This is a genomic window from Streptomyces sp. NPDC048331, from assembly GCF_043201215.1.
Classification (GTDB): Bacteria; Actinomycetota; Actinomycetes; order Streptomycetales; family Streptomycetaceae; genus Streptomyces.
Genome location: NZ_JBICYT010000017.1, coordinates 39,619 through 63,761 on the forward strand (window position 1 = coordinate 39,619; position 24,143 = coordinate 63,761).

Annotated in this window: 21 protein-coding genes; 13 read left to right on the top strand and 8 right to left on the bottom strand. The window is 71.4% G+C overall.

Going from position 1 to position 24,143, the window contains the following annotated elements:
* Nucleotides 1–66: 66 nt before the first annotated feature.
* From ACGFYY_RS23810 to ACGFYY_RS23845, 8 genes are all read left to right on the top strand, one after another.
* Nucleotides 67–1,809 (top strand): ABC transporter substrate-binding protein, encoded by a 1,743-nt coding sequence (locus ACGFYY_RS23810; protein ID WP_365274746.1) that lies wholly within the window; start codon nucleotides 67–69, stop codon nucleotides 1,807–1,809.
* Between the two features lie 22 nt (nucleotides 1,810–1,831).
* Complete coding sequence (locus ACGFYY_RS23815) at nucleotides 1,832–2,947, top strand: ABC transporter permease (protein ID WP_393712113.1); 1,116 nt, start codon at nucleotides 1,832–1,834, stop codon at nucleotides 2,945–2,947.
* Entirely contained in the window at nucleotides 2,944–3,930 is a 987-nt protein-coding gene (locus ACGFYY_RS23820; protein ID WP_365274749.1) for an ABC transporter permease, read from the top strand. Before ACGFYY_RS23815 ends, ACGFYY_RS23820 begins: the two co-directional genes overlap by 4 nt.
* Nucleotides 3,930–4,997 carry an ABC transporter ATP-binding protein gene (locus ACGFYY_RS23825; protein ID WP_393712116.1) on the top strand — a complete coding sequence of 356 codons (1,068 nt, stop codon included), beginning with the start codon at nucleotides 3,930–3,932 and terminating at the stop codon, nucleotides 4,995–4,997. Before ACGFYY_RS23820 ends, ACGFYY_RS23825 begins: the two co-directional genes overlap by 1 nt.
* Nucleotides 4,994–6,061 (top strand): ABC transporter ATP-binding protein, encoded by a 1,068-nt coding sequence (locus tag ACGFYY_RS23830; RefSeq protein WP_393712118.1) that lies wholly within the window; start codon nucleotides 4,994–4,996, stop codon nucleotides 6,059–6,061. Before ACGFYY_RS23825 ends, ACGFYY_RS23830 begins: the two co-directional genes overlap by 4 nt.
* Nucleotides 6,062–6,187: 126 nt before the next feature.
* Nucleotides 6,188–6,529, top strand: a complete 342-nt coding sequence (locus ACGFYY_RS23835) for a hypothetical protein (protein ID WP_365274755.1) — start codon at nucleotides 6,188–6,190, stop codon at nucleotides 6,527–6,529.
* Between the two features lie 5 nt (nucleotides 6,530–6,534).
* Entirely contained in the window at nucleotides 6,535–7,917 is a 1,383-nt protein-coding gene (locus tag ACGFYY_RS23840; protein ID WP_393712120.1) for a hypothetical protein, read from the top strand.
* A complete protein-coding gene (locus ACGFYY_RS23845) occupies nucleotides 7,910–8,230 on the top strand; it encodes a hypothetical protein (protein ID WP_393712122.1) in 321 nt (106 codons plus the stop codon). Before ACGFYY_RS23840 ends, ACGFYY_RS23845 begins: the two co-directional genes overlap by 8 nt.
* 227 nt (nucleotides 8,231–8,457) lie before the next feature.
* Here the strand turns inward: ACGFYY_RS23845 and ACGFYY_RS23850 are convergent, their stop codons facing one another.
* Nucleotides 8,458–10,515, bottom strand: a complete 2,058-nt coding sequence (locus ACGFYY_RS23850) for an alpha/beta fold hydrolase (protein WP_393712124.1) — start codon at nucleotides 10,513–10,515, stop codon at nucleotides 8,458–8,460.
* Nucleotides 10,516–10,598: 83 nt separating this feature from the next.
* Between ACGFYY_RS23850 and ACGFYY_RS23855 the strand changes: the two genes are divergently transcribed.
* Nucleotides 10,599–12,152, top strand: a complete 1,554-nt coding sequence (locus ACGFYY_RS23855) for an MFS transporter (protein WP_393712126.1) — start codon at nucleotides 10,599–10,601, stop codon at nucleotides 12,150–12,152.
* Between the two features lie 44 nt (nucleotides 12,153–12,196).
* On the opposite strand, the gene ACGFYY_RS23860 is transcribed toward ACGFYY_RS23855, so the two are convergent.
* Nucleotides 12,197–12,706 carry an FBP domain-containing protein gene (locus ACGFYY_RS23860; RefSeq protein WP_393712128.1) on the bottom strand — a complete coding sequence of 170 codons (510 nt, stop codon included), beginning with the start codon at nucleotides 12,704–12,706 and terminating at the stop codon, nucleotides 12,197–12,199.
* Nucleotides 12,707–12,853: 147 nt separating this feature from the next.
* Nucleotides 12,854–14,335: a cytochrome P450 gene (locus ACGFYY_RS23865; RefSeq protein WP_393712130.1), complete on the bottom strand. Its 1,482-nt coding sequence runs from the start codon at nucleotides 14,333–14,335 to the stop codon at nucleotides 12,854–12,856.
* 185 nt (nucleotides 14,336–14,520) lie between these two features.
* Between ACGFYY_RS23865 and ACGFYY_RS23870 the strand changes: the two genes are divergently transcribed.
* Complete coding sequence (locus tag ACGFYY_RS23870) at nucleotides 14,521–15,357, top strand: class II glutamine amidotransferase (RefSeq protein ID WP_393712133.1); 837 nt, start codon at nucleotides 14,521–14,523, stop codon at nucleotides 15,355–15,357.
* 33 nt (nucleotides 15,358–15,390) lie between these two features.
* On the opposite strand, the gene ACGFYY_RS23875 is transcribed toward ACGFYY_RS23870, so the two are convergent.
* Complete coding sequence (locus tag ACGFYY_RS23875) at nucleotides 15,391–15,912, bottom strand: hypothetical protein (protein ID WP_393712135.1); 522 nt, start codon at nucleotides 15,910–15,912, stop codon at nucleotides 15,391–15,393.
* A gap of 294 nt (nucleotides 15,913–16,206) precedes the next feature.
* On the opposite strand from ACGFYY_RS23875, the gene ACGFYY_RS23880 reads away from it, so the two are divergent.
* Entirely contained in the window at nucleotides 16,207–16,548 is a 342-nt protein-coding gene (locus tag ACGFYY_RS23880; protein WP_393712137.1) for a His/Gly/Thr/Pro-type tRNA ligase C-terminal domain-containing protein, read from the top strand.
* Nucleotides 16,549–16,717: 169 nt separating this feature from the next.
* Here ACGFYY_RS23880 and ACGFYY_RS23885 read toward each other — a convergent pair whose 3' ends face one another.
* The 3 genes from ACGFYY_RS23885 to ACGFYY_RS23895 all read right to left on the bottom strand — a co-directional run bounded on the left by ACGFYY_RS23885 (nucleotide 16,718) and on the right by ACGFYY_RS23895 (nucleotide 19,950).
* Nucleotides 16,718–17,683: an HNH endonuclease gene (locus tag ACGFYY_RS23885; RefSeq protein ID WP_393712140.1), complete on the bottom strand. Its 966-nt coding sequence runs from the start codon at nucleotides 17,681–17,683 to the stop codon at nucleotides 16,718–16,720.
* A 181-nt stretch (nucleotides 17,684–17,864) separates the two neighbouring features.
* Nucleotides 17,865–19,394, bottom strand: coding sequence for a UDP-N-acetylglucosamine 1-carboxyvinyltransferase (locus tag ACGFYY_RS23890; RefSeq protein ID WP_365281480.1), 1,530 nt, complete (start codon nucleotides 19,392–19,394; stop codon nucleotides 17,865–17,867).
* 70 nt (nucleotides 19,395–19,464) lie between these two features.
* Nucleotides 19,465–19,950: a MarR family winged helix-turn-helix transcriptional regulator gene (locus tag ACGFYY_RS23895; protein ID WP_393712142.1), complete on the bottom strand. Its 486-nt coding sequence runs from the start codon at nucleotides 19,948–19,950 to the stop codon at nucleotides 19,465–19,467.
* Between the two features lie 97 nt (nucleotides 19,951–20,047).
* Between ACGFYY_RS23895 and ACGFYY_RS23900 the strand changes: the two genes are divergently transcribed.
* Nucleotides 20,048–20,932: a haloalkane dehalogenase gene (locus ACGFYY_RS23900; protein WP_393712145.1), complete on the top strand. Its 885-nt coding sequence runs from the start codon at nucleotides 20,048–20,050 to the stop codon at nucleotides 20,930–20,932.
* A gap of 51 nt (nucleotides 20,933–20,983) precedes the next feature.
* Here the strand turns inward: ACGFYY_RS23900 and ACGFYY_RS23905 are convergent, their stop codons facing one another.
* Nucleotides 20,984–22,903, bottom strand: coding sequence for an amidohydrolase (locus ACGFYY_RS23905; RefSeq protein WP_393712147.1), 1,920 nt, complete (start codon nucleotides 22,901–22,903; stop codon nucleotides 20,984–20,986).
* Nucleotides 22,904–22,995: 92 nt separating this feature from the next.
* Here ACGFYY_RS23905 and ACGFYY_RS23910 point away from each other — a divergent pair, with 92 nt between their 5' ends.
* Complete coding sequence (locus tag ACGFYY_RS23910) at nucleotides 22,996–24,054, top strand: LacI family DNA-binding transcriptional regulator (protein ID WP_393712150.1); 1,059 nt, start codon at nucleotides 22,996–22,998, stop codon at nucleotides 24,052–24,054.
* Nucleotides 24,055–24,143: the final 89 nt, after the last annotated feature.

The following is a 24,143-nucleotide window of genomic DNA, read 5'->3' on the forward strand; positions in this document are numbered from 1 at the left end:
CAGTGCAATTTCACATTACTATGTTACCGGTCACATCCTAGAGCGCGGCCCTTCACTGGAGTGACCATGACCAAGCGCACCCAACTCGCCCTCGCCACCGCCCTGGTGGCAGCTCTCGCACTCGGCGCCTCGGGCTGCTCCGACACCAAGAAGGGCTCGGCCGGCGCGGGCGGTGCCAACCCCGCCGCCGCCAACGACGGCAAGATCCTCGGCGGGACCCCGGTCAAGGGCGGCACCCTCACCGTCCTGTCCAACCAGGACTTCGCGCACCTCGACCCCGCGCGCAACTGGACGATGCCGACCATGGACTTCGGCACCCGGCTGCTCTACCGCACGCTCGTCACCTTCAAGGCCGAGCCCGGAAAGGCCGGCAGCGAGCTGGTCCCCGACCTCGCCACCGACCTCGGCACCTCCTCGAACGGAGGCCGCACCTGGACCTTCACCCTCAAGGAGGGCGTGAAGTACGAGGACGGCAGCCCGGTCAAGGCCCAGGACATCAAGTACAACGTCGAGCGCTCCTTCAGCCCCGACCTCACCGGCGGCCCCGACTACGCCGCCCAGTACCTGGCCGGGACCGAGGGCTACAAGGGCCCGCTCCAGGGGCAGCACCTCGACTCCGTCAAGACCCCCGACGACCGGACGATCGTCTTCGAACTCAAGCGCCCGGTCGCCGAGTTCTCCGCGACCGCCACCCTGCCCACCTTCGCCCCCGTGCCCCAGGCCCAGGAGAAGGGCACCCAGTACGACGCCCGCCCGTTCTCCTCCGGCCCGTACAAGATCGAGTCGTACGACCGCGACAAGAAGCTGGTCCTCGTCCGCAACGAGCACTGGGACCCGGGCACCGACACCGTCCGCAAGGCCTACCCGGACAAGTTCGTCGTCGTCATGGGCCTCAAGGGCGGCCAGATCGACGACCGGATCATCGCCGGCGAGGGCGCCGACGCCTCCACCGTCCAGTACGCCGACATGCGCCCCGAGAGCGCCCCCAAGGTGCTGCCCAAGCCCGAGGTCAAGGCCCGGCTGCTCGCCGAGTCCCAGGGCTGCACGGAGATGCTGCACCTGAACAACTCCCGCGCCCCCTTCGACGACCCGAAGGTCCGCGAGGCCATGCAGTACGCCGTGGACAAGGAGGCCGTCATCACCGCCGGCGGCGGCCCGGCCCTCAACGAGATCGCGACCGCCTACCTGCCCCCGGCCCTCTCCGGCGGCAAGCAGGCCGACGTCCTGAAGATCGCCCCGGCCGGCGACCCGGCCAAGGCCAAGGAACTCCTCAAGGCCGCCGGCAAGGAGACGCTCAAGGTGTCCCTGTCCGTCTCCACGGGCGACAAGGGCAAGGCGGAGGCCATCCAGCAGGGGCTGTCACGCGCCGGCATCGAGGTGGTCATCGACACCGTCGACCCGGGCGCCTACTACGACGTCATCGGTGACCTCTCCACCACCCCCGACATGACCCTCACCGGCTGGTGCCCCGACTACCCCTCCGGCTCCACCTGGATCCCGTTCGTCTTCGACGGACGCACCATCAAGGAGAAGGGCAACCAGGGCAACTACAGCCAGTTCCGCGACGAGGCGACCATGAAGCGGATCGACGAGATCAACGCCATGGCCGACGCCAAGGAGGCCAACCAGGCCTGGATCGACCTCGACGCCGCCCTGATGGCCAAGTCCCCGAACGTCCCGCTCCTCCTGGAGCGCAAGCCGCTCCTCGTCGGCACCAACATCGCCGGCGCCTTCGGCCACCCCGTGTGGACCGGCACCATCGACTACGGAACCGTCGGCCTCAAGGACCCGGCGAAGAGCCAGGGCTGAGGAAGCCGGAGCCCTGGACGCCATGACCACCACCGCACCGGTCCCGGAGGACCGGGCACACCAGGCCACCGCAGGCCCCCCGGCCCCGGACGCCGCCGCTGCCGCGAGCCCGAGCCCGAGCCCGAGCCCGAGCCCGAGCCCGAACCCGGGCCCGGCCCCCGACGGCGCGACAGCCCACGGCCCGGACCCGGTCCCGGCCCCCGCCCCCGATGCCGCCACCGTCCGGCCCGCGGCAGCGTCCGGCAGCAGCCCCTGGCAGCTCGCCCGACGGGAACTGCGCCGCCGCCCCGCCGTCCGCGTCAGCCTCGGCGTCGTCCTCCTCTTCGTCCTGATGGCCGCCACCGCCCCCTGGCTGGGCGCCCTCGGCGGCTGGTCCCCGAACGAGTTCGACAAGACCGCCATCGACCCCTACCTCGGCGGCCAGCCGCTCGGCGCCCTCGGCGGGATCAGCCCCGAGCACTGGCTCGGGGTCGAACCCGTCACCGGCCGCGACCTGTTCGCCCGCGTGATCAACGGCGCGCAGGTCTCCCTCCTGATCGCCTTCGCGGCCACCGCCATCGTGGTGGTCGCCGGTACCGCGGCCGGGATCGCCGCCGGCTACTTCGGCGGCCGCACCGACACGATCCTGTCCCGGCTCATGGACCTGACCATGTCCTTCCCCTCGCTGATCTTCATGATCGCGATGCTGTCCGTGGCCAAGGACGTCAACCGGATCGTCCTCATGACCACCGTCATCGGGGTCTTCGGCTGGCCCGGCGTCGCCCGCGTGGTCCGCGGCCAGACCCTCTCCCTCAAACACCGCGAGTACGTCGACGCCGCCCGCGTCGGCGGCTCCGGCCCCTGGCGGATCCTCACCCGCGACATCCTCCCGGGCGTCTCCGGCCCGGTCATCGCCTACACCACCCTGCTGATCCCCGGAATGATCAGCACCGAGGCCGCCCTCAGCTACCTCGGCGTCGGCGTCCGCCCGCCCACCCCCTCCTGGGGCCAGATGATCGCCGAGTCCGTGGCCTACTACGAGACCGACCCCATGTACTTCGTCATCCCCAGCGTCTTCCTCTTCCTCGCCGTGCTCGCCTTCACCCTGCTCGGCGACGCCCTGCGCGACATCCTCGACCCGAGGGGCGGCCGCAGTTGATCCTCTACTTCGCCCGCCGGCTGCTCGCCCTCGTCGGCGTGCTCCTCGCCATCGCCGCCGTCACCTTCCTCATCTTCTACGTGCTGCCCGCCGACCCGGCCGCGGCCGCCTGCGGCAAGACCTGCAGCGCCGAACGTCTGGCCGACGTACGCGCGTACCTGGGCCTCGACCAGCCCCTGTGGCGGCAGTTCACCGACTTCCTCACCGGCATCTTCACCGGCCGCACCCTGGGCACCGGCCAGTACGCCGTCGACTGCGACTTCCCCTGCCTCGGCTACAGCTACGAGAACTCGCTGCCCGTCTGGGACCTGCTCATGGACCGGCTCCCGGTCTCCGCCTCCCTCGCCGTCGGCGCCGCCGTGCTGTGGCTGCTCCTCGGCCTCGGCGCCGGGGTCACCGCCGCCCTGCGCAAGGACACCGCCACCGACAAGGCCCTGATGGTCGGCGCCGTCGCCGCCGCCTCCCTGCCCGTCTACTTCACCTCCGTGATGCTCATCTACGGCGTCATCCGCGTCGCCGGCCTCCTGCCCTACCCCACCTACCAGGCCTTCTCCGACAACCCGCTCGCCTGGGCCACCAACCTGACCCTGCCCTGGATCGCCCTCGCCCTGCTCTACGCCGCCATGTACGCCCGCCAGAGCCGCGGGTCGATGATCGAGGCGATGGCCGAGCCGTACATCCGCACCGCCCGCGCCAAGGGCATGCCCGAGCGCACGGTCGTCGTCAAACACGGGCTGCGCTCCGGCATGACCCCGATCCTCACCATTTTCGGGATGGACCTCGGCGGCCTGCTCGCCGGAGCGGTCATCACCGAGTCCATCTTCGGACTCCCCGGCATCGGGCGGCTGTTCTACGGCGCCCTGGTCAACTCCGACCAGCCCGTGGTCCTCGGCGTCACCCTGCTCGCCGCTTTCTTCATCGTCGTCGCCAACCTCCTCGTCGACCTCCTGTACGCCGTCATCGACCCGAGAGTGAGGTACTGATGGCAGCCGACACCGCCGCTCCGCTCCTCGACGTACGCGATCTGCGCGTCACCTTCACCACCGAGCGCGGCACCGTACGGGCCGTCGACTCGATCGGCTTCACCGTCGAAGCCGGCCGCACCCTCGGCATCGTCGGCGAGTCCGGCTCCGGCAAGTCCGTCACCTCGCTCGCCGTCATGGGCCTGCACCGTGGCCCGGTCGAGGTCAGCGGCTCCGTAGCCCTCGCCGGCCGGGAGCTGACCGGGCTCCCGGAACGGGAACTGTCCAAGGTCCGCGGCCGCCGGATGGCCATGATCTTCCAGGACCCGCTTTCCAGCCTGCACCCCTACTACACCGTCGGCGAGCAGATCGCCGAGCACTTCCGGGTGCACTTCAAGGCAGGTCGGGCCGCCGCCCGCAAACGCGCCGTCGACATGCTCGGCGAGGTCGGCATCCCGGAACCGGCCCGCCGCGCCGGGGAGTACCCGCACCAGTTCTCCGGCGGCATGCGCCAGCGCGCCATGATCGCCATGGCCCTGGCCTGCGAACCGGACCTGCTGATCGCCGACGAGCCGACCACAGCCCTGGACGTCACCGTGCAGGCGCAGATCCTGGAACTGATCGCCCGGCTCCAGCAGGAGCGCGGCCTCGGTGTCGTGATGATCACCCACGACCTGGGCGTCGTCGCCCGGGTCGCCCACGAGGTGCTCGTCATGTACGGCGGTCGTGCCGCCGAACAGGCCCCCGCGGACGATCTGTTCGCCGACCCCGCCCACCCCTACACCCGAGGACTGCTCGACTCGCTGCCCCGCCTCGACACCGCCGACGACGTCCCCCTGCCCTTCATCCCCGGCTCCCCGCCCTCCCTGCTCACGCCCGCCCCGGGCTGCGCCTTCGCACCGCGCTGCCCCGTGGCCGCCGCCGGCCCGGCCGACCGGAGGGCGCGTTGCTCGGGCGAGCGGCCCGAACCCGCACCGTACGGGGCGCGGGGGCGGCTGGCCGCGTGCCATTTCGCGGGATCCACCGCGACCTCACCGGGCGGCTCCGCGCCCGGGGTCCCTTCGACCGCCCCGGGGGTGTCCCGATGACCGTCGGAGCCGATTCTTCCGCGAACGCCGCAGTCCAAGGCGCGGCCCAAGGCACGGCCCCTGCGGCAGCCGCGACCGCCGCAGGGCCCGACCCGGCCGCACCGCTGCTGTCCGTCCAGGACCTCACCATGACCTTCCCCGGCCGACGATCCGTGACCGGGCGCCGGGGGGCGCCCGTGCGCGCCGTCGACGGGGTCTCCTTCGACCTGGCGGCCGGGCAGACCCTGGGCCTGGTCGGGGAATCGGGCTGCGGGAAGTCCACCACCGGCCGGATGCTGGTCCGGCTGCTGGAGCCCACCGCGGGCCGGGTCGCCTTCGAGGGCAAGGACATCAGCCGCCTCTCCCCGTCCGCCATGCGTCCGCTGCGGGGGCACATCCAGATGGTCTTCCAGGACCCGCACTCCTCCCTCAACCCGCGCCAGACCGTGTCCCGGATCATCTCCGACCCGCTGCTGGTACAGGGCTGGAGCGCGGGGGACGCCCGCCGCCGGGCCGCCGAACTGATGGAGCTCGTCGGACTGATCCCGGAGCACATCGACCGCTACCCGCACGAGTTCTCCGGCGGTCAGGCCCAACGCATCGGCATCGCCCGCTCGTTGTCCACCAGCCCTCGCCTGATCGTCGCCGACGAGCCGGTCTCCGCGCTGGACGTCTCCGTGCGGGCGCAGATCGTCAACCTGATGGAACGGCTACGGGCCGAACTCGGCCTCGCCTACGTGTTCATCGCGCACGACCTGTCGGTGGTCAAACGGGTCAGCGACCGGGTCGCCGTCATGTACCTCGGCAGGATCGTCGAGATCGGGGACAAGAAGTCCCTCTACGAGAACCCGCAGCACCCGTACACCCGGGCGCTGCTGTCCGCCGTACCGCTGCCCGACCCGGCGGCGGAACGGCGGCGGGAGCGGATCGTGCTGCTCGGCGACCCGCCGAGCCCGGCCGCTCCACCTCCGGGCTGCACCTTCCACCCGCGCTGCCCCAAGGCCCAGCAGCTCTGCCGCACCGACCGCCCCCCGCTGCGCCCCGCCGCCGCCCGCGAGGTGGCCTGCCACTTCCCCGGTGACTGACGGGGACCCGAGGGAAGGAAGGGGGAGGACCCGGAGCCGACACGATCGGCCCCGGGTCCTTCCGCTACCCGGGTGTTCGCGCCGTGTCCCGTAACATCATTCACCGCAAATGATCTAGGGGCGGACATGACATCGAGTAGCGACGGATATGTGGCGAACGCCGCGTCCATCAACGGGAATTCGCACCTCCTCGTGGAACTGGCGGGGCTCTTGTACGCGGGGCGGCCCGACGGCGAGATGACGGTCATGGCCCGGGTGCCACGCTCGCACCAGGAGGTGTCCACCGCTCTGGACTCCTTCGCGCGGTTCGGCAACGACCAGTACCTGGACACCGTTTCGCTCCTGGCCGCGCTGGCCACCAAGCTGAAGGTGGCGGGTGGTGACTACGCGCAGACCGACCTCGCCGCGGAAGGCGCGTTCCGCACGGTTCTCGACAACGGCCGGTTCATACCCGCCGAGGACAGGTGACCGGCATGACCTACCGCACCGAGGTCGAGTTCCTCGAACTGTGCAGTCCTCCCCTGATCGAACGCACCGCCCAGGAGTACCGCAGGCTCCATCTGCTGCTGGAATCCGCCGACTCGGCCTTCCTGAAGGCGACGCGCACCCACTGGGTGAGTGACGCCGAGCAGCTCTACGTCAAGCGGCTCGGCGAGGCCGAGAAGCTGGCCACCGCCCTGTCGGGCGCCTTCCGCGGTGTCCACGCCGCGCTGGTGGACTACGCCGAAGCGGTGGGCCGGGCCAAAGGGCGCTACGAGAGCGGCCTGTCGAACGAGCGCGCCCTGTCCAGGGTCATGGCGCGGGTGGCCAGTCCGGTGACCGAAACGGCGCAGCGGGCCGAGCCGATGAGGCAGTGGGAGGACCTCCGCAAGCGCACCGGCGTCCTCGACTGGCTGGCCGAGATCACGGTCGACGTCGACGAGATCCGTGACGAGGCGGAGCAGCAGTACAACGGGGCGAAGCAGGCCTTCGGCGACGCCGAACGCATCGAGCACGAGGCGCGCACCACGTGCGTGGCCCAACTGGGCAAGGCACAGCGCGACCTGCCCGACTTCCGGGGCGACCTGCCCCACCCTTCGGTGCTCCTCGCGGGGATGCCCGCGCTGAGGCAGGAGGTGGGGGAGGCCGCACACGACCCCAACGCCGCGCTCCCCGGCGCCGGCCCACGCGTCGACGGCATCGCCCCGAACGTCGGCCAGGAGACCGTGTCCCCCAAGCTGAGGGAGATCCGGTCCCGGCTGGCGGGACTACCGCCCGCCATGGACCAGAACCAGTGGCTGCCGTCGGATTCGGACGAGGACCGGCGCGAGTGGATCCGCGCCAACCGCGCGCACATCCGGGACGCGGCCGCGTACACGGGTCTGCCGGCCGACATGATTGCGGGAATCGCCTGGAAGGAGGTGCAGGGCGACCCGAAGTGGGCCGACAACATCGCGGTGAACTACCGGCGGAGCCAGTACGAGGTCTGGCCGGAGTTCCAGTGGTTGGCGGAGAAGGCCCACCTGTCGGGCGAGGCGGACCAGACGTCCATGGGGCCGATCGCCATCCAGCTCCGCCGCTCCGCGGAAGTGCTCGGCTACGACCCGGAGAATCTCACGCGGAACCAGAGGGACGAGATCCAGAGGGCGACGCAGAACCCTTCGACGAACATCTACATCGCTTCCGAGTACCTCGCCCAACTCAAGGCGGAGAGCTCGTTCGCGGACGTACCCGCCGAGGAGATGACCCCCGCCCAGTACCAGGAACTGGCCGCCAGGTACAACGGCGGACCGGGCTGGCGCACGGACGAGGCGCAGAACTACGGTCGTGGCTTCGGGGCGAACATCGAGAACGCGAGGCGGGCGCTGAATGACTGAGCAGCGGACAGCGCGGGTCACGCGCGCTCATGTGGCCACGGCCGCGTGGGCGACCGTCCTGGTGGGGTTGCACGCGGTGGCGGGGTTCTTCGTGCTCAACGCGGTGCTCACCCAGTCCGAAGGACCCTGGGATCGTACGGTGACGGGCACCGCGCGGCTGATGGCGGGGCTCGGGCTGGTGGTGGAGCTGATGGCCCTCGCGGGGACGGCGGCCGGTGTGAACACGGGCCGGCTGCGGCGTTGGTGGTACGCACCGGTGGCGATGCTGGTCGTCATCGCCCTGGTGCGCATCGTGTTCGCCCCGCAGCCCTGACCGCCCCGCCGGCGGGCAGGTCGGTCAGGGCCGCGACGACCTGGTGCCGTGACCGGAAAGATTCACCGGGTCGCGCTGCCCGGCACGGCACCTCGCCGCGTTGTCGGACCACGGCGGTACGTCCGGTACGAGCCGTGGCCCTCCGCCCGGGGGCCCCTCCCAGCGGTAGCTGGGGGAGATGCACCGCACCGGACAACACGACCCGGCAAACCTTTCCGGTCACGGCACTAGGCGAGTTCGCGGCGGAAGAAGTCGAGTTCCAGCGCCATGATCTTCTCCCGGATGCCGCCCGGGGTCATGTGGGTGACTCCGGGCAGCGCCAGGAGCTGGTGGGGTCGGCCCGCGTCCGTCAGGGCCTGGGACAGCCGCAGGGTGTGCGAGGGGTGGACGTTGTCGTCGGCCAGGCCCGTGATCAGCATCAGGGGGCGGGACAGCTTCGGGGCGTCGGGGATGAGGGAGTCCCGCTCGTACACCTCGGGGTGCTCCTGCGGGAGGCCCAGGTACCGCTCGGTGTACGCGGTGTCGTAGTGCCGGAAGTCGGTCGGCGCGGCCCCGGCGGCCGCCGCGTGGAAGACGTCGGGGCGGCGCAGCACGGCCATGGCCGAGAGGTACCCGCCGTACGACCAGCCGCGGATGCCGACCCGGCCGAGGTCGAGGTCGGTGTGGCGGGCGGCGAGCGCGTGCAGCGCCGCGACCTGGTCGTCGAGGGTGATCTCGGAGAAGCCGCGGTACAGGGCGTGGGTGTGGGCGGGCGAGACGTAGGCGGTGCCCCGGTTGTCGACGGTGACGACGGCGAAGCCCTGGTCGGCCCACCACTGGCGGTGCTGCCAGCGGCGCGGGTCGGCGGTGACGTCCTGCGCGCAGGGGCCGCCGTAGCTGTCCATCAGGACGGGCAGCTTCCGGCCGGGGACGTGGTCGCGCGGCAGGACGAGGGCGGTGGGGACGCGGTGCTCGGTGACCCGCTCCAGGACGGGCTCCACCCGGTGGGGGAGCGGCTGGGACAGGTCGGCGGGGGTGAACTCCCGCCCGTCGGGGGTGCGTACGGTGCGCCGTACCCCGTCGGCGTCGGCGGTGGTCAGCAGCAGGGTCCCGGCCGACGCGGACACGGTGTGCACGCCGGGCCCGTCGGCGAGCGGGGTCAGCTTCCCGGTGTCCGGGTCCAGCAGCAGGACCTGCTGCTCGGACGGGTCGCGCAGGCCCGCCTCGATCAGCAGCCGGCCCTCGTGGACCCCGGCGACGGCACGGACCTGGATCCCGTCCCCGGTGAGCGGTGCGCCGTCCACCGCGAGGGCGCGGGCGGCGCCGTCCGGGGTGTCGGCCGCGGTCAGCATCCGCCCGTCGGCGAGGCGGGCCGGGGTGCCGGGGACCAGCGGGTCCACCCACCGCGGGTGCGTGGTGCGGGAGAGCTCCCGGGTACGGCCGGTGGCCGGGTCGGCGGAGAGCAGCAGCACGCTCTGCTGGAGCCGGTCCTGGACGGTCAGCAGGATCTCGGTCTCGGACTCCCAGCCCGCGTCGGAGACGTACGGGTAGGTGTCGGCGTCCCAGTCGAGCCGTATCCGGGTCCCGCCCTCGCCGAGCACCCACAGCTGGACGTCGGCGTTGGGGCCGCCCGCCTCGGGGTAGGCGAAGTCCTCGGCGGGCCGTTCCGGGTGCGCCGGGTCGGCGAACCAGCGCCGCTGGAGGGCGGATTCGTCGACGCGGGCGGCCAGCAGGGTGACCCCGTCGGGGGACCACCAGTGGCCCCGGGGGCGGCTCAGCTCCTCGGCGGCGGCGAATTCGGCGAGGCCCCAGCGGGCCCCGTCGTCGGGGCTGATCCGGCCGCCCGGGGCGACGTACAGGACGTCGTCGGCGACGTACGCGGTGCGCGAGCCGTCGGTGTTCGGCCGCGGGTCCAGCGCGGGTCCGGCGGCCGGGATCTCCTCGGGGGTGCCGGCGCCGCCCGCGGCCACCGCGAAGAGCCGCCCGTACAGCGCGAAGGCGGCGCGCAGGCCGTCACCGGAGAGGGCGTACGAGCCGATTCCGGCGGCGACGAGCCGGGTCCGCTCGCGCAGCCGGCGCTCGGCGTCGGGGAGGGGGCCGGGCTCGGCGCACAGTTCGCGGGGATCGGCGAGCCGGGTCTCGGCGCCGGTGGTGGTGTCCAGCACCCAGAGCGAGTCGAAGGCGTCGGTGGGGCCCGTCGACCGCAGGAACCAGAGCAGTCGGCCGTCGTCCCCGAAGGAGAAGGCGCGCGGGGCGCCGTGGGTGAAGCGGGCCGTGCTCGCGGAGAGCCGAAGAAAGTCATCCATGATCGTAGTGTGACATGTGAAATGTCACCACTACTAGGCTGTTCGAGTGGTGACCCCAGAGGCGCGGGCTTAGCGTCGAAAAGGTGGATCCGAACGCATCGCCGAGCAACAGCGGGACCGAAGGCAAGGTCCGGGGAAGCGGCAGCGGACTCGCCCTGTTCGTCATCGCCTCCTGCCAACTCATGGTGGTTCTCGACATCACCATCGTGAACATCGCGCTGCCACACATCCAGACGGCTCTCGACTTCTCGACCGAAAGCCTTTCCTGGGTCGTCAACGCCTACACCCTCGCCTTCGGCGGACTGCTGCTCCTCGGCGGCCGCACCGGCGACATCCTCGGCCGCAAACGCGTCTTCATCTTCGGCGTCCTGCTCTTCGGACTCGCCTCGCTCCTCGGCGGACTCGCCCAGAACGAGGGCCAGCTGATGGCCGCACGCGCCCTCCAGGGCGTCGGCGGCGCCATCGCCTCACCGACCTCCCTCGCCCTGATCACCACCACCTTCCGCGAAGGCCCGGCCCGTAACCGGGCGTTCGGCGTGTTCGCCGGAGTCTCGGCCGCCGGCGGCGCGATCGGCCTCCTCGCGGGCGGCGTCCTCGTCGAGTGGCTCGACTGGCGCTGGGTGCTCTTCGTCAACGTCCCGATCGCCATCGTGATCGCGCTGCTGGCCACGAAGGTCCTGCGCGAGTCCGAACGCCACCCGGGACACTTCGACTTCGCGGGCGCGCTGCTGTCCACGCTGGGCATGGTCTCGCTGGTCTACGGCTTCATCCGGGCGTCCCAGGAGGGCTGGCGCGACCCGATCACCCTCGGCTCCTTCGGCGCCGCCGTGGTCCTGCTGACCCTCTTCATCCTCAACGAACGGCGCTCGCCGCAACCGATCACCCCGCTCCACATGTTCGCCGACCGCAACCGGGCCGGGACCTACGGCATCATGCTCATGCTCGCCTGCGCGATCTTCGGCATGTTCTTCTTCCTGACCCTCTTCGTGCAGATCGTGCTGGGCTTCAGCCCGATCCAGGCCGGCCTCGCCTTCCTGCCGGTCAGTGCCGTGATCGCCGTGGGCGCCGCCCTGACCGCGAAACTGCTGCCGAAGCTCGGCCCCAAGCCCTTCATGGTCACCGGCGCACTGTCCTCGGCGGCCGGCCTCGCCTGGCTGACGCAGATCGACGTCGACTCGACGTACCTCGGGAGCATCCTGGGGCCGATGCTGCTCTTCGCCCTCGGCATGGGCCTGCAGTTCGTCTCGCTGACGCTGATGGCCCTGTCCAACGTCACCGACCGGGAGTCGGGCGCCGCGTCCGGACTGCTGAACACGATGCAGCAGGTGGGCGGCTCACTGGGCCTGTCGATCCTGGTGACCGTCTACGGCACGGCGAGCCGCAACGAGGCCAAGCAGCAGATACCGGAGTTCCTCAGCACCGCCGGCCCGGTGCAGAAGGCCCTGTTCCGGCGCACCGGACAACTCCCCAAGCCCTGGGGCGACCAGGTCCTCACCTCGGGCATCAGTACCGCCTTCGTCGTGGCGTCCGCGTTCACCCTGGTCGGCGCGCTGATCGCGCTGTTCGTCATCCAGGTCCGCCCCTCGGACCTCGCACGCCTCCAGGGCAATCACACACCGGCGGCGGACCGGACCTGAGGGGGCCCCGGGGGCGCCCGGGAGCGGAGTGCGGCTCCGTGCCGCTACACCGCCGTGACGCGGGCAGCGAAGGCGTTCAGGTTGTCCCCCATGCGGGCGAGCCGCTCGTCCAGCGTCAGGGACTCCTCGTACTGCCCGGCGCGCAGCTTCGCCTGACGCTTGCCGCGTACGTACAGCGGACAGGCGAGGTCCGCGCAGATGTACGTGCCGACCGTGTTGCCCTCACGACCGCGGGCGCCCGCCAGTGGCGCGGCGAGCAGGGTCACCCCGGAAGAGGCGTGCCCCGTCAGGCAGATCTGGCACAGGCTGGACTTCACCACGCTGGTGCGGCCGACCGCCGGTACGCGCAGCGAGATTCCCAGCGGACCTGAACCGTCCTCCCGGGGCAGCACCAGATGGGCCCGCAGGGGCGCTCCCGGGTCCACCCACCCCAGGAAGTCCAGGTCCTTCCAGGGCAGTTCGGCGAAGTCGAGCGGTAGGCGCAGCCGTGCCGCCTCGCCCTTGGTGCAGTTCACGAAGGACGAGCGGATCTGTTTCTCGGTGAGTGGTTCCACGGGAATCGACCCTATTACCCGCCTCGACCTGCCCGCATCCCGTATATCCGTGACACGGAGCGGTCTACGGCGCGTCGTCGACGCGGTCCACGACGCGGTCCACGACGCGGTCCACGACGCGGTCCACGACGCGGTCCACGACGCGGTCTACGGCGTGCTCGGGCGACGGATCCGGCAGCGCGCCGGGCCGGTCGTCCGCAGGGTGATTCCGGCCCCCACCGGGACCTCGGTGTCCACGGCCTCGAACTCGTAGGCCCGCAGGATCATCGCCAGCGCGATCACCGACTCCAGCATGGAGAAGTGCTGCCCGATGCAGGCGCGCGGCCCGCCGCCGAACGGGAACCACGCGTAGCGCGGCCGCCCGGCCTCCGCCTCGGGGGTGAAGCGCTCGGGGTCGAAGCGGTCCGGGTCCGGCCAGTACGCGGGATGGCGGTGCGTCACCCAGGGCGCCACGATCACGTCCGCGCCCGCGGGGACGGTGTGCTCCCCGATCCGGGTGGCGGCGACGGCCTTGCGCCCGATGACCGGCGCGGCCGGGTACAACCGCATGGCCTCCTTGAGGACCTGGGTGAGGTACGGGAGCCGCTCCAGGTCGGCGGCCTCGGGCGTACGGTCGCCCAGCACGCGGGAGACCTCCGCGCGGGCCCGGTCCTGCTGCTCGGGATGGAGGGCCAGCAGGTGCAGGGCGAAACAGAGGGAGGTGGCGGTCGTCTCGTGCCCGGCGAGCAGGAAGATCAACACCTGGTCGCGCAGCTCGGCGGCGTCGAACTCCCCGTCGTCCGAGCTCTTGGCGGCGGCGAGCAGCGTCAGCAGGTCCTCGCCGGGAGCCCCGGCTCGGGCCCCGGCCCCGGTGCCGTCGTCGCCGGCGCCGTCATCGGCGGTGACCTCGCGCCGGCGCTCCGCGATGATCCTGTCGCACACCCCGTACAGCTCGTCCAACGCGGCGGCGGCCCGCCGGTTGCCAGGAGTGGGCCAGTGACGGGGAATGTTGGCGGGGGAGTAGCCGCGGCGCAGCACGTAGTCGGTGATGACCGGAAAACATTCGGCCACGACATCGGCGGTGGTCTCGACATCGGTGCCGAAGAGGATGCGCGCGACGGCCCGCAGGGCCAGGTGCATCATCTCGTCGGAGACGTCGACGACGCCGTCGAGGGCATCACCCCAGGAGTCGATGACGGATCGGGTCTCGGCGGCGATCGCCTCGGCGTACCCGTCCACCCGGCGGCGGGTGAACAGCGGTTGCACGAGCCGACGCTGGCGCAGGTAGTCCTCGTCCTGGCTGGTCAGCAGGCCGTTGCCGAAGGACTCCCGGACCTCCTGGTAGAAGCGGTTGTCCTTGCGGAAGCCCGCCGCGTCGGAGGCGAGCACCTGCTGCGCGCCCTCGGCGGAGAAGACGCAGTACAACTCGGCGCGCATGCCGGGCGGACCGGCGGTGATGCGCACCAGGTCGCCGTGTTGCTGCTGGGCGCGCAGATAGGTCCCGAGGGAGTCGGACCTGAGGTCGAGGAGTGAGCCGAGCAACGGAACGCCGGCCGGGCCGGGGACCTCCGTACGCGTGCCCGTGCCCGTGCCCGTGCTCGTGTCCGCACCCGTACCCGTGTCCCCGCTCGCGTTCGCCTGCACCGTCATGGCCCCCGCCCCTTCGTCCTACGGAAACCCGATTCTGCCGCCCCCGTGCTCGCCTGGCGAGGACGAGGGCCCATCAGGCCGCACAGTGGCCTGATCGCGACGCCCCCGCCGGCGTGGCGATCATCAAGGGGTGCCCCCACACTGGATAGGGCTACCGTGCGTGTTGTCCCCGGAGGTGATCGCTCATGTGCCGATGGCTCGCGTATTCGGGAACACCCCTGCTGCTCGAAACCATCCTGTACAAACCGGCCCACTCGCTGATCGACCAGAGCCTGCACTCCAAGCTGGGTGTGGAGACGACCAACGGGGACGGATTCGGCGTCGGGTGGTACACGGAGGAGGACACGACCACCCCGGCGACCTTCAGGGACATCGGCCCCGCCTGGAACAACCGCAATCTGCGGGAACTCGCGGACCACGTCCGCTCCCCGCTGTTCTTCGCCCACATCCGGGCGTCGACCGGTACGGCGGTGCAGCAGACGAACTGTCATCCCTTCCGGTACGGCCGCTGGCTGTTCATGCACAACGGGGCCATCGCCGACTTCCACCGAATGCGGCGGGAACTCACCCTGCTCATCGACCCCGTGCTGTACCCCGACGTCGAGGGGACGACGGACTCCGAGGTGATGTTCCACCTGGCGCTCACCTGCGGCCTGGAGGCCGATCCGCCGGGCGCGGTGGCCCGGATGGCGGGCGTGGTGGAGCGCGTCGGCCGCGAGCACGGTGTGGAGTACCCGCTCCAGATGACGCTCGCCATCAGCGACGGCGAACGCCTCTGGGCCTTCCGGTACTCCAGCCGGAGCGAGTCGCGATCGCTGTTCTACAGCAGCCGGGTGGACGCGCTCCGCAAGTTGCACCCCGACATGGAGTTCCTCCAGGAAGTCTCCGACGAGACCCGCCTGGTCGTCTCCGAGCCCCTCGGTGACCTTCCCGGCGCCTGGAACAAGGTCCCGGAGAGCACCTACGGCATCGTCGGTCCAGGCGGCGATTCCCTCCACCCCTTCACCCCGCAGGCGGCGTAGGGCCCGGGGCCGGGGCCTGCGAACGGCGGACGGTCAGTAGCCCCAGCGCTGGCCGACGCTGTCGTCGTCGCGGCAGTGGATGGCGCGCCCGCCCGCGTCCCGCCCGGACGTGCCGACATCGGCCTTCCGGCATATCTGACCGGCCTTGTAGCAGTTGCCGGCGTTGGAACGGGGATAGCAGCCGGCGGTCGCCTTGGTGGGCTCGGGCGCGGGCGCGGGCGCCTGGGTACGGGTACGGGTCGGGGCCGGCGGCGCGGGGGCGGCCTTGGTGGGTGCCGGAGCCTCGGTGGTGGGGGCGGCGACGGGGGCCGGTAGGGTCGGCGCGGCCGTGGTGGGTTCGGCGCTGGGGGTCGGGCTCTCGCTCGGGCTCGGGGTGACCGACACCGCGGAAGGGCTGGGACTCGTACGCGCGGTGGCGGAGGCGCTGACGCTCGGGGTGGTGGCCGGCGCCGCCGGATCGCAGGCGGCGAGCGACAGAACGGCGGCGAGGACGACGAGGGCGCCTCTGGAGCGCTTCTTCATGGCGTTCGTTCTGCGGCGGGTCGGGATGTTCATCGGTAACTCCTGGGTCGTGAGTGCTCCTTGAGCGGCGCTCAAGATACCCAGAAGGTTGAATTCGCTACCAGTGTTGACGAGGGGTGAGACGGAGGGGCGGTTCGAAGGGGGTCGGCGTCGGTGGCGCCGCCTCAAGTCGGTTGATCACGCACAGCTCCGTGTACGACGCTGGTCACCGGCGTCCGATCGAGTCCGCGACTCGACCGTCGAGCGGATCACGGCGAAATCTGCTCCGGCGGGCGCTACGAGAACCTGACCGGATCCTTCATCCGGCGCGGGCTCCCGGGTGTGGGGATGTCGATCGGGCTGACGCGCATCTTCGCCAAACTCCTGGCGGAGGGGCTCCTGGAGACCCCCGTGAAGTGCCCCAGCGACGTACTCGTGGTCGTCCCGCGGGACGACCGCCGGCCCGAGGCCGAGGCCACGGCGGCGCTCCTGCGCCGCCGCGGGATGAACGTCGAGCTCTACCACCAGGCCGACAAGGTGGCCAAGCAGGTCCGCTACGCGTCCCGGAAGGGCATCCCGTTCGTCTGGTTCCCGCCGTTCGAGGAGGGGGCCGCACACGAGGTGAAGAACCTGGCGACGGGCGAGCAGCCGACGTCCGATCCCACGACCTGGCTCCCGACCCCGCACTGACGGCGCACCGGTCGGCGGTGTCGTCTCGAGCGGGTTCACGACTCTGCGGAGTGCCCACCGAGCGGGTTCCCCTTCTGGGAGTGGGTGATGGCAGGACTGCGCGGGGCGGCTCAGGTTGTGGAGGGGCACGATCACCTCCCGCCGGCGGTTCGTGGCCGATCCGGCGTACCTACCCGGCCATGGCCGCCTGGTGGGCCTTGCGGGCGATCTCGAGCAGGGTCTGCTGGAGCTTGTGCCGCGTGGATCCACGCGTCTTGACGGCGTGACAGTTCGGGCACAGCGCCACCATCTGCTCCGGATGATCACGGCCCTCCTCGGCGATGGGGCGGACGTGATCGACTTCGAGGATCGGCTTCCCGGTGTCGGTGACATCTGTCGGCATCCCTGAGCATTCAGGACTCTCGCACCGGCCGCCGCAGCGCTCCAAGACCGCTTCCTTGGCCGACTGCCGGCGCACCGGGACGCTGCTGGTGCGCTGGGCGCGATGGCCGGGGACTTCCCTCTGCTCGATGCGAGCGACCAGCTCCTGATATCGGTTGCGGTGAGCCGGCACCGCCGGCCCGGGATCCGTGATGGCGAGACGGGGGTTCTCGCAGCGCTGATGCCGGGTGTAGCCGGACGGGAGGGGCTGGTGGCAGACCGGACAGGCCTTCTTCGGCCGGGGCGCCCGCGGTGCCTGATCCCCGGCCTGCGCGGCGTTGCCCGGAGCGGAGGTGCGTTTCTCGGGGGTACCCAGGGTCGCGTTGATCACGGGGCGGAGCCTTTTGAAGGTGTGCTCGACCCAGTCGACGGCTCGACTACGCAGTCCGAACGGAAGCGGCTCGCTGACCAAGCCGATCTGCGCAGTGGTGGGGTTCAACGGTTTGGCATAGGTGGTCGAGCCGTACTTCGCCACGGCTCGCAGGAGCACCCTCATCTTGTCGGCATCGCAGTCCCGCACGGTGAGGACGATCTGCGGGGCGAGCCGGTTCTCGCCGTCGAACCCGTGCTCGTAAACGGAAGCCGCGTACCGCAGCCTGCCGTCTTTGTGCAGAAAGACTTCCCGACCTTTGACGTTCCAGTGCGGTCGCCGGTCGCTCACCCGGCCCAGGAAGCGGTCGATTTCGCGCTCTGCCGTCGCCGGCTCGTGCCCCATGCTCTCCCCCATGCCGATTTCGAGGACATTGAAGCAAAACGGGATGCCGAGGGGTAGTGATCATCGCCTGGTGGACGTAAGGACCGAAGCGCTGAGGCCCCATCGCCCTTGGTGAAGGGGGATGGGGCCTCAGGCGTGCGCTTGCCTCGTAGTTGGCGCGTCGGTCGATCGATCCGGCTTCCTAGATGTCGCGGAAGATCTCGATCTGGGCGCCGACCGAGTTGAGGCGCTCGGCCAGTTCCTCGTAGCCGCGGTTGATCACGTAGACGTTGCGCAGCACCGAGGTGCCCTCCGCCGCCATCATCGCCAGGAGGACGACCACCGCCGGGCGCAGGGCCGGCGGGCACATCATCTCCGCCGCCCGCCAGCGCGTGGGGCCCTCGACCAGGACGCGGTGGGGGTCGAGGAGTTGGAGGCGGCCGCCGAGGCGGTTCAGGTCCGTCAGGTAGATGGCCCGGTTGTCGTACACCCAGTCGTGGATCAGGGTCTGGCCCTGGGCCACCGCGGCGATGGCCGCGAAGAAGGGGACGTTGTCGATGTTCAGGCCGGGGAACGGCATGGGGTGGATCTTGTCGATCGGCGCCTCGAGCTTCGAGGGGCGGACCGTGAGGTCGACGAGCCGGGTGCGGCCGTTGTCCGCCGAGTACTCCGCCGAGCGGTCGTGGTCCAGGCCCATCTCCTCCAGGACCGCGAGCTCGATCTCCATGAACTCGATCGGCACCCGGCGGATGGTGAGTTCCGACTCCGTGACGACCGCGGCGGCGAGCAGGCTCATCGCCTCGACCGGGTCCTCGGAGGGGGAGTAGTCCACGTCCACGTCGATGCTCGGGACGCCGTGGACGGTGAGCGTGGTGGTGCCGACGCCGTCGACCCGGACGCCCAGGGCCTCCAGGAAGAAGCACAGGTCCTGGACCATGTAGTTGGAGGAGGCGTTGCGGATGACGGTCACGCCGTCGTGTCGGGCCGCGGCCAGCAGCGCGTTCTCGGTGACGGTGTCCCCGCGCTCGGTCAGCACGATCGGGCGGTCCGGGGAGATCCCGGGGACGACCTTCGCGTGGTAGATGCCCTCGGTCGCGGTGATGTCCAGGCCGAAGCGGCGCAGGGCGATCATGTGCGGCTCGATGGTGCGGGTGCCGAGGTCGCAACCGCCCGCGTAGGGCAGGCGGAAGGTTTCCATCCGGTGCAGCAGCGGGCCCAGGAACATGATGATGCTCCGGGTCCGGCGGGCCGCGTCCGCGTCCATCGCCTCCATGTCGAGGCGGGCCGGCGGGATCAGCTCCAGGTCCACGCCGTCGTTGATCCAACGGGTGCGGACACCGATGGAGTTGAGGACCTCCAGGAGGCGGTAGACCTCCTCGATGCGGGCCACCCGCCTCAGCACCGTACGGCCCTTGTTGAGCAACGAGGCGCAGAGCAGGGCGACGCACGCGTTCTTGCTGGTCTTGACGTCGATGGCGCCGGACAGGCGGCGGCCGCCCACCACGCGCAGATGCATCGGGCCGGCGTAGCCGAGGGAGACGATCTCGCTGTCGAGCGCTTCGCCGATGCGGGCGATCATCTCAAGGCTGATGTTCTGGTTGCCGCGCTCGATCCGGTTCACTGCGCTCTGGCTGGTGCCGAGGGCGTCGGCGAGCTGACTCTGTGTCCAGCCGCGATGCTGCCGGGCGTCACGGATGAGCTTGCCGATGCGTACGAGGTAGTCGTCTGCCATAGGGGCACGCTATCTCAGATATGAGATGACTCCCGCGTCGGGTGTGGCAAATGGGTGAATTGAGTAGTTGTTACCGACCCTCAGGTCCCATTGCGGGGGCCCCGTACGCGTGATGGTCGACGATCCGACCCAGTAGGTGGGTCAGCTGCTCCCGCTCCTGGATGGACAGTGGGGCCAGCAGTTCCTCCTGGGCCGCGGTGAGGATCTGTTCCAGTTTGCGTAGGTGTCGCCGGCCGGGCGGCGTGAGGGTGACGACATTGCGCCGGCGGTCCGCGGGGTCGGGGGTCCGCTCCACCAGTTCGCGTGCGGCGAGTTCGTTGACGACGGCGACCAGGTCGCTGCGGTGGATGCCGGTGCGGGCACTGAGGGTGGCCTGGCTCGCCGGGCCGGACTCCTCCAGGGCGACCAGGGCCGCGTAGTGCCACGTACGGGCGTCCGCCCCGCTCAGCCCCTCGGTCACGAGCCGCTGCGCGTGGGTGGAGGCCTGTCCCAGTAGTCGGCTGGGCAGTTCGCGCAGCCGCGCGGGGACGCGGGGGTCGTTCTCTTCCGTGGTCATGGGCCGATGGTACCCATTGCGTTGGTGGCACTAACGATATAACTTCGTTCGTGTCACTAACGTTAGTCAGACCAACGATTGCTGGAAGGGGCCTTCCATGCCCACGATCGACGTACTCGGCACGACGATGTACTACGAGGACCACCGCGGCGACCACGCGCGGCCCGGCGCCGTGCCCTTCGTGTTCCTGCACGGCAACCCGACCTCCTCCCACCTCTGGCGGCGCGTCCTGCCCCGGATCGAGGGCGCGGTCCGCGTCCTGGCCCCGGACCTCATCGGGATGGGCCGCTCCGGAAAGCCGGGCGGGGAGTACCGCTTCGAGGACCACGCCCGCCATCTGGACGCCTGGTTCGACGCGCTCGGGCTCGACGAGGTGGTGCTGGTCGGTCAGGACTGGGGCGGGGCGCTCGCCTTCGACCGGGCCGCCCGCCACCCCGGTCGGGTCCGCGGCATCGCTTTCATGGAGACCATCGTGCGACCGCTGAGCTGGGCGCAGTACCCGCCCGCCGCGCGGGCCCGGTTCGAGGCGATCCGCACCCCGGGCGTGGGGGAGGAGATGGTCCTGGACCGGAACATCTTCATCGAGGACAGCGTCGGGCAGACCGTGTTGCACCCGATGGGCGAGGCGGACCACGCCGTCTACGCCGCCCCCTACCCGACCCGCGAGAGCCGGCTGCCCCTGCTGCGGTGGGCCCGCTCGCTGCCCATCGACGGAGATCCGGCCGATGTGCACGCCGCCGTCGAGCGGTACGGCGCCTGGCTGGCGGACAGCCCGGAGGTGCCCAAGCTGCTGCTCACCTTCGACGGCTCGCCGGCCCTCATGGTGGGCCCCGAGACGGTCGCCTGGTGCGAGGAGAACGTCTCGGCGCTGGAGGTCGAGTACTGCGGGCCGGCCGCCCACCTCTGCCCCGAGGACCGGCCCGAGGAGATCGCCGCCGCGCTCAACTCCTGGGCCGCCCGTCACGGTCTCGCGGCGGGCTGAGCCCGGCGACCGGCCCGCGGCGGCCGAACCCCGCCGGCCGCGGACCCCCGCTCAGTTCTTGCAGGCGTGGTGCCGCCCGCCGGCGTGCACCGTCGCGTACGAGGCCGGGCGCGGGCCCGACGCCGCGCCCGCCACCCGCGCCGAGGCCGCCTTCCCCGACGCGGAATCCGCGTCGTGCACCACGCGGCCGCCGACCAGGGTCATCCGGACCCCCGTCCCGCTGATGTCGGCCACCGGGCAGCGCCTCACGTCCCGGTCCAGCACCACCAGGTCCGCCGCCCGGCCCGGCTCCACCGTGCCCGTCAGCTCCTCCTGGCGCAGTTGCCACGCCGTTCCCGAGGTGTGCATCCGCAGCACGGCGTCCCGGTCGAGCCCCTCCAGCTCGCGGTACAGCGGCCCCGCCCCGAAAGCGCCCTGGCGGTCGATCGCGGTCCGCAACTGGTTCCACACCTGGAGGGCGTCCACCGGCCAGTCGGAGCCGCCCGACAGCCGCGCACCCGCCTTCTCCAGGCTCCGCGCCGGGTACATCCACCGGTGCCGCTCGGGGCCGATGTAGGGCAGCAGCGCCTCCATCGTCCAGGTGTCCTTCGCCGCCCACTGGAGCTGCATGCAGGCCGTCACCCCCAACTGGGCGAACCGCCGCAGGTCCGCCGGGTCCACGAGCTGCAGGTGCGCGACGGCGTTGCGGGCGTCCCGGAGGCCCGTCACCCGCTTGGCGTAGGCGTATCCGTCCAAAGCGGTGCGTACCGCACGGTCACCCAGCCCGTGCGCGTGCATCTGCCAGCCCGCCTTGTTGAAGGCGGCGGCGAGCCGCCCGTAGTCCGCCGCCGAGGTGTACAGCTCGCCCCGGTTGTCGGTCGGCCCGCCGTTCCCGTCGAGGTAGGGCTGCAGCAGCGCGGCGGTCTGCGCCGGATACTCGATGACCCCGTCCAGGAACACCTTGACCATCCCGAACCGCAGTCCCCGCACGCCCGCGAACTCCCGCCGCAGGCCCCGGGCGTACGCCAGCGCGCCCGCCGGGTCCTTGGTCTGCTCGGCCTCCAACCGGATCGCGGGCACGATCCGCTGCGGCAGCTTCCCGGCCGCCGACAGCGCCTGGTAGAGCTCCAGTTCGTGCCGACCCACCAGCGCGTCCATCATCGTGGTCACCCCGGAGGCGGCCGCCAGCCGCAGCACCTCGGCGCACGCCGCGACCAGGTCGGCCCGGGTGGGCTCCGGTACGTGCCGCCGTACCAGGCCCTGGGCGTCGTCCTTGAGGACGCCCGTGGGTCGGCCGTCCGCGCCCTTGACCACCTTGCCGCCGACCGGGTCCGGCGTGGCCGCCGTGATCCCGGCGATGTCCAGGGCCCGCCCGTTGGCCCACAGGTTGTGGCCGTCGCCGCCGACGAGGGCGATCGGCCGCCGGGTCGGGAGCGCGTCCAGCATCGTGTGGTGGGGGTTGGTGCCCACGGGGAGCAGTCCGACCGGGTTCCAGTCCTCGACCACCAGCCAGCGGTCGGGCTCCGCGCCCGCGCCGCCCGTGTCGGCGAGGAAGCCGGTCAGGATCTCCTGGAGCTCGGCCAGGGTGGTCTCCGCGCCCTCCAGGGAGGGCGACAGCGAGCGCTCGCCGGCGCCGAGCGGATGGACGTGGCCGTCGTGGATGCCGCTCATGACCGTGTTGCCGCGGGCGTCGACGACCTCGGTGTCCCGGCCCACGTACCGGCGCAGCGCCGCGTTCGTCCCGGTGGCGAGGATCCTGCCGTCCCGGCCGATCGCGACGGCCTCGACGCGTGCCCGGTTGCCGGTCCCGGTGAACACCGAGGCGTTGTGGACCACCAGGGCCGCCGAACCGCGCCCGGAGGTGGGGGCGGGGGCGGAGGCGGGGGCGGCCGAGGCCGGGGCGGCCCCCAGCAAGCCGGCCGCCCCGGCGACCCCGGTGATCCCGGCGGCCGCGAGCAGTCCCCGGCGGGAAAGGTGCGAAGAAGACGTCATGCCCACTCCAAACGTTGGTGTGGCCAGGACACTGTTTGATTAACCGCTTAACCAGAAGCCGCCCCCATCGACGAAATCCGTACGATGGCCGCGTGCCAGAGCAGCCACCCGCGCCCGGACCGACCCTCGCCGACATCGCGCGCGCCGCCGAGGTGTCCACCGCGACCGTCTCCCACGCGCTCAACGGCACCGGCCGCCTCGGCGAGTCCACCCGGCGCCGGGTCCGCGAGGTGGCGGGCGCCCTCGGCTACGGAGCCCGCCGCGGCCCGCGCACCCGCAGCCTCGGCGTCGCGGTGACCACGTACGCGGGGGACGCCTGGGACTTCGTCGGGATCGCCTACTTCTCCCGGCTGCTCACCGCCGCGACCTCGGCGGCGCACGCGCACGGGTACGCCCTGACCACCCTGCCCGCCGACCGGGGCGCCGAGCCGCTGTGGCACACCCTCTCCGTGGACGGGATGCTGCTGCTCGACAGCCCGGCCGGCGACCCGGTGCTACGGGCCCTACGGGCGCGGGGTCTGCCGGTGGTCTTCGACGGCCGGCCGCCCGACCCGTGGCCCGCGGACGTGTGGGTGGACAACGACCACACCACGACCACCCGTGAGGTGCTCGACCATCTCACGGCCTCCGGGGCCCGGCGGATCGCACTGCACTGCGGCTACGGCCGCGAGTTCTACACCGGGGCCGTCACGTCGGCCTACGAACAGTGGTGCGCGGAGCGCGGCCTGGCTCCGCTCCTGGTCCCCTTCGATCCGGACGACGCGGCGGGGCACGCCTTCGACTCCGCCTTCTCGGGGCCGGACCGCCCCGACGCCGTGTACTGCGTGTACGACCCGGGGGGCCGCCAGGTGCTGGCCGCGGCCGCGCGCCACGGTCTCCGTATACCCGGCGTACCCGGCGTACCCGGCGTACCGGGCGGCTCGGGGCGGGATCGGGGGCTGCTGCTGGTCTGCGCGAGCGAGGATCCCGCCTACGCGGAGACCGAACCCGCCGTGACCACCGTCACCCTCGATCCGGAGCGGATCGCCGCTTCGGCGGTATCTGTCCTGGTCAACCTGATCGAATCCGGGCATGCGGAATCGCCTGGTCAGCGGACGGTCCCGGCAGGACTGCGGGTGCGCGCCTCGTCCCTCCCCCCGGACATGTACTAGAGTTATCTCGACATCGAGATATCTGCCGAAGGCGTACCGCAGCCGCCCCCGCTGGTAAGGGTTACCTAACTTAGCCCTACCTTAGCGGA

What these genes read in the sequence shown, in the direction of transcription:
- ACGFYY_RS23890 (WP_365281480.1), bottom strand. Translation starts at nt 19,394, where the DNA reads ATGGCAGACGACTACCTCGTACGCATCGGCAAGCTCATCCGTGACGCC.
- ACGFYY_RS23815 (WP_393712113.1), top strand. Translation starts at nt 1,832, where the DNA reads ATGACCACCACCGCACCGGTCCCGGAGGACCGGGCACACCAGGCCACC.
- ACGFYY_RS23900 (WP_393712145.1), top strand. Translation starts at nt 20,048, where the DNA reads ATGCCCACGATCGACGTACTCGGCACGACGATGTACTACGAGGACCAC.
- ACGFYY_RS23885 (WP_393712140.1), bottom strand. Translation starts at nt 17,683, where the DNA reads ATGGGGCACGAGCCGGCGACGGCAGAGCGCGAAATCGACCGCTTCCTG.
- ACGFYY_RS23835 (WP_365274755.1), top strand. Translation starts at nt 6,188, where the DNA reads ATGACATCGAGTAGCGACGGATATGTGGCGAACGCCGCGTCCATCAAC.
- ACGFYY_RS23865 (WP_393712130.1), bottom strand. Translation starts at nt 14,335, where the DNA reads ATGACGGTGCAGGCGAACGCGAGCGGGGACACGGGTACGGGTGCGGAC.
- ACGFYY_RS23905 (WP_393712147.1), bottom strand. Translation starts at nt 22,903, where the DNA reads ATGACGTCTTCTTCGCACCTTTCCCGCCGGGGACTGCTCGCGGCCGCC.
- ACGFYY_RS23870 (WP_393712133.1), top strand. Translation starts at nt 14,521, where the DNA reads ATGTGCCGATGGCTCGCGTATTCGGGAACACCCCTGCTGCTCGAAACC.
- ACGFYY_RS23880 (WP_393712137.1), top strand. Translation starts at nt 16,207, where the DNA reads ATGTCGATCGGGCTGACGCGCATCTTCGCCAAACTCCTGGCGGAGGGG.
- ACGFYY_RS23845 (WP_393712122.1), top strand. Translation starts at nt 7,910, where the DNA reads ATGACTGAGCAGCGGACAGCGCGGGTCACGCGCGCTCATGTGGCCACG.
- ACGFYY_RS23825 (WP_393712116.1), top strand. Translation starts at nt 3,930, where the DNA reads ATGGCAGCCGACACCGCCGCTCCGCTCCTCGACGTACGCGATCTGCGC.
- ACGFYY_RS23830 (WP_393712118.1), top strand. Translation starts at nt 4,994, where the DNA reads ATGACCGTCGGAGCCGATTCTTCCGCGAACGCCGCAGTCCAAGGCGCG.
- ACGFYY_RS23810 (WP_365274746.1), top strand. Translation starts at nt 67, where the DNA reads ATGACCAAGCGCACCCAACTCGCCCTCGCCACCGCCCTGGTGGCAGCT.
- ACGFYY_RS23850 (WP_393712124.1), bottom strand. Translation starts at nt 10,515, where the DNA reads ATGGATGACTTTCTTCGGCTCTCCGCGAGCACGGCCCGCTTCACCCAC.
- ACGFYY_RS23895 (WP_393712142.1), bottom strand. Translation starts at nt 19,950, where the DNA reads ATGACCACGGAAGAGAACGACCCCCGCGTCCCCGCGCGGCTGCGCGAA.
- ACGFYY_RS23840 (WP_393712120.1), top strand. Translation starts at nt 6,535, where the DNA reads ATGACCTACCGCACCGAGGTCGAGTTCCTCGAACTGTGCAGTCCTCCC.
- ACGFYY_RS23875 (WP_393712135.1), bottom strand. Translation starts at nt 15,912, where the DNA reads ATGAACATCCCGACCCGCCGCAGAACGAACGCCATGAAGAAGCGCTCC.